The sequence below is a fragment of the SAR324 cluster bacterium genome (assembly GCA_029245725.1).
Classification (GTDB): domain Bacteria; phylum SAR324; class SAR324; order SAR324; family NAC60-12; genus JCVI-SCAAA005.
Map to the genome: position 1 here is coordinate 1 of JAQWOT010000344.1, position 6,765 is coordinate 6,765.

A 6,765-nucleotide genomic window follows, 5' to 3' on the forward strand; every position below is an offset into this window, starting at 1 on the left:
TTATTTTCGAAGTGCGCCTATTTTGAGCCTGCAGGAACAATTACGAAGGTTTCTAGAATTTGATCAGTGCCTAAGTAATTGTTTTTGTTGGTGGGCTGACAGGGACTCGAACCCTGGACCACCTGATTAAAAGTCAGATGCTCTACCAACTGAGCTATCAGCCCGCTCAAACTAATCAATTATGATAGTGTAGAGTGATCTTTCTTGTCAAGGAGTTACATCACCAACATTTCATCGACGGCTGGTGGCACATAGACCAACTCTTCTACGCTGATGGCTTTGTGGCCCTTGTAAGAGCCTTGGTAACCTGAGAACTTTTGCACACCATTGACGAGAAGACCGATGGGATGCTGGACTTCGTGCTCAAGCGTGATCAGGTCACCTACCTCAAGGTTGAGGAAGTTTCGAACTGACATCTGGGTTTCACCTAATTGGGCAACCATCTCAACGTGGGTCTGATTTAGATTTTTCTTGAAACGATTGCTCCAAGTGTTGTCTTTTTCGTCCTGTTCGCTCTGGAAGCCAGCGTTCAAACGGGTCCGAATGGGCTCAATCATGGAGTACGGTACACAGAGCGTAATAGCCATGGGAGCCCGCCCGATTTCCACGTCGAAGGTGACAACGATCACGATTTCGCTGTGAGGAACGATTGCCACGAACTGAGGGTTGGTCTCCGCTCGGGTGTAGTTGATCTGCACCGGGAATACTGGACGCCATGAGCTCTGTAGATCTTCAAGGGCGCTCACCGTGACCCTCTTGATCATTCTTGCTTCGATCTCCGTGAAATCTCTTCCCTCGGACTTGATCTCCAGTTCCCCATTTCCACCAAAGAACAAATCGATCAGGGTGAAGACCAGACGAGTCTCCAGCACCAGAATCGCATTGCCTCGTAACGGTGTCATCCGAAAGAGGTTCATGGACGAAGGCACCGGAAGTGTCTTCAGGAATTCACCGAACTTGATTAGTTCCGTTGAGCGTACGCTGATATCGACGACCTTGCGCAATGCATTGGAGAGCGTTAGTCGGAATAGTCGGACAAAGCGGTCATGAATGATTTCCAGGGTCGGCATACGACCACGGATAATCCGATCCTGAGCGGTCAGGTCAAAGGGGACGACTTCCTCCGGGTCGTACTCATCCTCTTCATCATCCATGTCCATGTCATCACCGGACACACCGCGCAGCAGCGCATCTACCTCATCTTGGTTAAGAACGGCTCCCATGGCTTACTTTTATTTGACGTTGAGGGATCTGGGTTCTAATGTTGCTGGACAATGATGCAAATAGCGTTCACTCCCTGAGATTTCTTCATGAGTCATCCATCAAAAAATAGTCCCCAATCCCCACAATTGCTGGCCTTGCGCAGTTATCTTCAATTCAAGAAACAAAGAAACCAGCGGTTATTTCGGCAGGCAGAATTCAGCCCAAGTGAAGAGAACCGACACCAAACACACTTGTTGCAGGGAGTGTTACGCCACCACCGCTGGCTCCAGGCTGAGGTTCAGGATCGGTGTCGACTTCCGTGGTCCAAGCTTCAGGATGTGTTGCAAGGAATCTTGCTGATTGGGGCCTACGAGCTGATTTTTCTGCGCAGTTCGAAGCAGCACCATGCAATCCATCAAGCGGTTGAATTGGTGCGAATACATCGTTTGGAAGCCCGAACCGGTCTGGTCAATGCAATCCTTCGCCAGTTGCAGCGAGATTTACAATCAGGGTTATTGCAGCCAGCACAGAGGCCACTTTCCACCAGGACCTCTCATCCGGATTGGATGGTGGAGCGCTGGACCAAACGTTATGGTACAGAGGCCACAGAGCAAATTTGTGAAGCCAACAACCTATTGCCCAATTTGACCTTGGCTCCGAACCGAGTTGAACATATCGCTTCGATTCGTCAACAGCTTGAGGCCATCGAAATTGATTGGGAAGCGCACCATGTCTTCCCAGAATTGACAGTCCTGCAGAAGAGCCAGGGAGTTTGGAACACAGCGATCGCCAAGGAAGGAATGATCTATGCCCAAGATGCCTCTTCTTATTCCTTCTGCCAATCCATCAGACCATTTCTGGAAGGAAAGATTCTGGATGTTTGCTGTGCTCCAGGTGGAAAAGGGCTTCAACTGTCCCAAAACTATCCAGGTCAATTTCTGCTGAATGATGTCTCTGCTTCTCGCTTGAAGAAAGTCCACCAGAATTTGCAGAGACTCAATCGAGCTGGTTGCATGTTGCAGTCCGACGGGACACGGCTGCCTTTCCCCAGCGGATCAATGGATGGTATCCTACTGGATGTTCCTTGTTCTTCAACTGGAACCATCAGGAAAAGTCCAGACATCAAATGGGTGGAAGATCTAAAGAGTTTGTTGCGACAGACAGAACTTCAGGAGAAACTTCTCAAAGAAGCAGCACGAGCGGTCAGAAAGGGGGGGTGGATTGCCTACTCAACCTGCTCACTGGAACCAGAAGAAACCCAGTTGCCGTTGCAATTATCTGGGGAACTTGGGCTACAGTCGATTCCATGGAGAGAGCTACCCGGAGGGATTAAAGAAACACAAAAAGGTTTTTGGCAATTGCTCCCTTCACGGCATTGGATGGGCTTTTCTGCGGCGATTTTAAAGAAATCCTAAATTTTGTGTTGCATCCCCACAAAAAGATGGTAAAAACCTAAGCCCTTTTGCACGACTGGCCCAAAATCTGAAGGACCTTGTGCTCCCTCATAATAAAACGCATTGAATTGTATTTCTATAGGAGAACCCAGAAATGAGTACGGACGAGCAGGACTTGGATACCCCTGACGAAATTGATAGCGAAGAAGCAATGGCTGCTGAGGAGATGCAGGAAATCCGGGCAATGCTTTTGAGCCAAATGGAGGAAATTGAAGAGCGGCTCAACGCTACACAGGAAGAGACAGAGTTTGAGGTCGGAGATGAGGTAGATCACTCCGTCATTTCTCAGGAGCAAACTCTGAACAGCTTGATTGCAAGCAGAGAAATTGAGCGCCTACAACAGATCAAGGATGCTCTGCAGAGGATGGACAGTGGAGAGTATGGTTGGTGCGAAGAAACTGGTCAGTGGATTGGCAAGAAACGTCTAATGGCCCTTCCTTTCACCCGACTCAGCCTTGAAGCACAAATGGAACAGGAACGAAGTGCGAATCGAAATCGTGGAGTCAGCGGATTTAGTGAAGACACCAACTATGCTGGGAACTATCGAGACTAATTAGGATTCAGGCGCCAGCATGGCAAATCTGCTAAGCTATGATGCTTCGCAACTTCTAGTTTTCCTGCTTGTATTGATCAGGGTTGGTGGGGTATTGACAACTGCACCCATTTTCGGCAGTTCCAATATCCCCGCCCAGATCAAAATCGTCATCATTCTAGTTTTCTCCCTCATTCTAAACCCCTTCCTGCCATCCCCCACTGTTCTTCCAGAGCAAATTCACCATTTTTTGATGCTGGTCTTTAGTGAGCTGTTGATTGGTGTAACCCTTGGGCTAATTGGTAAGATTCTCTTTGCTGCTGTGGAGTTTGCAGGAGCCCTGACTGGCTTCCAGATGGGATTGAGCATTGCAAACGTTTTCGATCCCGCTTCAATGCAGCAAATATCATTGGTGTCTAAACTGGAGACCTTGATTGCTTCGCTGGTATTCTTAAGCTTGAATGGCCCAGCACTAGTTATTCAGGCAATGGTGAGAAGCTACCAGTTAATACCTGTGGGACAGGCCACCATGGGTAATGACTTGGCGAGTATGATGATTCAGCTAAGTTCAGGGATCTTCTCCATTGGTTTTCAGTTAGGTGCCCCCCTCATCATTGCGCTCCTGATCACAAACTTGATTTTGGGGCTTCTTTCCCGCTCTGTTCCTCAGATCCAGATCTTTGTCGTAGGCTTTCCTTTGACATTAATGATGGGGTTTATTTTCCTGCTTTTGGGGATGCCTTTCATGGTTCAGGCGATCAGAATCATGTTTGGACTTTACGATGATCAAATGTTAGCAGCCATCCAGATGTTGAGTTTGCCGTAGTTTCAACTACCTACTTCAGCTTGAGGCAGATTGACTTGAAGCACAGGAACCTCTTTACCCAAACTAAAACGGCACTCCTCACTAATTAGCTGCTCTGCCAAATTCAATAACAATCCTTCTTTCAGGCCGATACGGGGGATAACGACTTGTTCCGGTTTCCACATCTCGATCAGTCTGGAAAAGATTTTGGCTGATCTGGTCTTTGCCTTTCTCAGAGGCAAGAACTGATATTCGAAAATACTTCGTCCCGGCTCATGAGCACAGAAAATCCCTTCTGAGACGAGCTGTTCGCCCCATTCCCGGGCGCTTCCTCCCGACACAACTAACTGGCGATGGCTCAGACTTACCTTTACAAAGGGTTCTGTAAGGGCCTCAAGACTGGATAAATCCAGTTTTTTCCCAGCGCGTAAGACACCGAGTGGCAGGCTATCCTGCCAGAGCAGTTGCGTATCTTGTTCCAAGGACAATTCCAAGCTTCCTCCACCCAAATCCGAGTGCAGGGTTGTCCCAGACAACTCTGGCCATTGTCGTCTGAAGAGATGATGAATCAACTCTGCTTCTTCCAACCCAGTCAAAACCCGAATCTGAAAACCTTGTCTAGCTAATTCTTGGTGGGCTTCATCTCTATTTTTGGCTTCGCGGAAAGCACTTGTCGCAGAAATAGACAAAGGAGTATCTTGCGGAAGTGAGTTTTGGAAAGATTGAAGGACTTGCTGTAGGGCAAGAATTTGAGCAGTGGGAATGGATTGGTCTCGGAAAACTGATGCGCCTAGGCTGAGAAAAGCTCGCCAACGCTGCTGATTTTGCAGATCTCCCTCGCAATTCAAATTGCCAAGAACCATCCGTACAGCTTTGCTACCAATGTCGACCGCTGCCAATTGCTGAACTTGAGAAGATGGCCTCAACATTTAGCGTTGTTCTCCAAAAGCAGTGACCTCATTCGTTCAGTTATCCAGACAGGCTCGTATGCGTGCCCCTACCTCCACCATTTGCCCATCAGCATATTTCCCTAGCTTGGGAACTCGCAGTCCATCCGGACGGGGGATGATGTGAAAATGAACATGAGGGACTTCCTGGCCTGCATCTGATCCATTGTTCAACTCAATGTTGTAATCAGAACCTCCATAAGCTTTGCAGACCGCTTTAGCCACTCGCTGCATCGTCTGCATCAGACTCATTGCTTCTGTTTCAGGAAGTTCCTCAAATCGCGCTACTTCACGCTTGGGAATCACTAGAGTGTGCCCTTCAGTGAATGGAGAGATGTCGAGAAAACAGATCTCATTCTCTGTTTCATCAATTTTTTCACAAGGCAACTCACCTTGAATGATACGACTGAAAATAGATGCCATGCATTAGTTCACTACAAGAGGGTCAAAAACAGGCTGAAGATGTGTGGTATCAGCCAAACATTCAAGACTCCATCTAAGATCTTTTGGTGAAAAGACGAGTTGGGTCAGACTGGTATTTGGGATCTGAAAAAAATTCGGAGCATCCAGCGCAAGACCCAAAATCTGTTTACAAATCAGCCGAATCAGCCCAGCGTGGGAGACGGCTGCCAGCTCTGCACCATTGTGTTTTTCAGGCATCTCCTACAAAAATGTCCAAGCTCGATTAAGGGCATTTTGTAAGCTCTCCCCACCCTCAATTTGATGGTCTTTATCTCCTGACCGAAAAACTCGAAATGCTTCAGCATGATCCGCCATGATTTGCTCTAAATTCAAACCTTCCAGTATACCTACTCCTCGCTCTCTCAGACGTGGTTCCTCGACCCTCTGTTTTCCGGAAAGCATTTGGGAGGTTTCCATGGTGCGCCTGAGATCACTGGAATAGACGACATCAAATTCTAGTCCAGCAAGTCTGGATTTCAGGCGTTGAAGCTGTTTTTGCCCCTCTTCAGTGATGGGACTATCCCCATGCCCCTGAAATCGTCGTTGGATATTCCACTCTGTCTGGGCATGCCGGATCAAAAGTAACCTGGTCGGTAGGGATTCTTCTTGTAAACTCATGCAGATTCCCCCAGGCTCTTGCTGACAATCTCAAACACATCCTTTGACAGGTCTGTGGTATTAGCGATTTGCTGAAGCACTTGATGCATTTTGCTTTGAAATGGTTCAGCGAACTGTTGCCAGCGTACCAATGGAGTGAGCAACCTTGCGGCGACTTGGGGATTGCTCTTATCCAACGCTTGAATTTGGAAGGCCAACCATTGATAGCCTCTGCCATCTTCTTGATGAAAACGGAAAAAATTACCCTGACTGAATCCACCAACCAAGGATCTCACACGGTTTGGAGTGCGATAACTAAACTTTTCATGTTTCAGTAAACCATCAACCTCATCAAGTACGTTTTTTCTGCGCGAGGCGGCTTGAATCCTGAACCACTTGTCCAACACCAACGCGTCGTCCTGCCACTTTTGATAAAAAGATTCCAATGCCCTATTACGAAGTGGGCCTGATTGATGAGTCAACACATTCAGAGCACCCACAGCCTCAGTCATATTTTGGCTTTGCTCAAATTGTCGGAAAGCTAATGCTTCCACAGTGGTTTCCTGACTTCTTCCAAGGTAACCTATGCAAAGATTGCGGAAGCAGCGCTTTCCAATAGCTTCTGCAGTTAAACTCTCAGCAGGTGGTTGCACGAACTCTTCGTATTTCTGCTGCCAAATCTCACTAAGTTGGTTGCTCAATGCATCGTGCAACCCCCAGAGAGCCTCCCGGAGCTGATTCGGTGAGATTGGTTGGAACTGTGCG

7 protein-coding genes, 1 tRNA gene and 1 pseudogene are annotated in these 6,765 nt (G+C 47.8%); 3 read left to right on the forward strand and 6 right to left on the reverse strand.

What is annotated here, in order from left to right; translation table 11 throughout:
* Positions 1-88: 88 nt before the first annotated feature.
* Positions 89-164, reverse strand: a tRNA-Lys gene (locus P8O70_18855).
* A 51-nt stretch (positions 165-215) separates the two neighbouring features.
* Positions 216-1,223, reverse strand: a complete 1,008-nt coding sequence (fliM, locus tag P8O70_18860) for a flagellar motor switch protein FliM (protein MDG2198901.1) — start codon at positions 1,221-1,223, stop codon at positions 216-218.
* A gap of 87 nt (positions 1,224-1,310) precedes the next feature.
* On the opposite strand from fliM, the gene P8O70_18865 reads away from it, so the two are divergent.
* The 3 genes from P8O70_18865 (at position 1,311) to fliR (ending at position 4,015) form a co-directional block, all read left to right on the forward strand.
* Complete coding sequence (locus tag P8O70_18865) at positions 1,311-2,618, forward strand: RsmB/NOP family class I SAM-dependent RNA methyltransferase (protein ID MDG2198902.1); 1,308 nt, start codon at positions 1,311-1,313, stop codon at positions 2,616-2,618.
* Positions 2,619-2,751: 133 nt separating this feature from the next.
* Positions 2,752-3,210, forward strand: a complete 459-nt coding sequence (locus P8O70_18870) for a TraR/DksA C4-type zinc finger protein (protein ID MDG2198903.1) — start codon at positions 2,752-2,754, stop codon at positions 3,208-3,210.
* A 19-nt stretch (positions 3,211-3,229) separates the two neighbouring features.
* Positions 3,230-4,015, forward strand: coding sequence for a flagellar biosynthetic protein FliR (gene fliR / locus P8O70_18875; protein ID MDG2198904.1), 786 nt, complete (start codon positions 3,230-3,232; stop codon positions 4,013-4,015).
* Between the two features lie 2 nt (positions 4,016-4,017).
* On the opposite strand, the gene P8O70_18880 is transcribed toward fliR, so the two are convergent.
* From P8O70_18880 to P8O70_18895, 4 genes and pseudogenes are all read right to left on the reverse strand, one after another.
* On the reverse strand, positions 4,018-4,923 hold the full coding sequence (locus P8O70_18880) for a hypothetical protein (protein MDG2198905.1): 906 nt from the start codon (positions 4,921-4,923) through the stop codon (positions 4,018-4,020).
* 36 nt (positions 4,924-4,959) lie between these two features.
* Entirely contained in the window at positions 4,960-5,364 is a 405-nt protein-coding gene (locus P8O70_18885) for an HIT family protein (protein ID MDG2198906.1), read from the reverse strand.
* Positions 5,365-5,367: 3 nt separating this feature from the next.
* Positions 5,368-6,021: pseudogene (locus P8O70_18890) on the reverse strand (histidine phosphatase family protein).
* Positions 6,018-6,765, reverse strand: a 748-nt coding sequence (locus tag P8O70_18895) for an aminopeptidase N C-terminal domain-containing protein (GenBank protein ID MDG2198907.1), incomplete at its 5' end; no start/stop codon positions are given. The pseudogene P8O70_18890 and the gene P8O70_18895, both read right to left, overlap by 4 nt.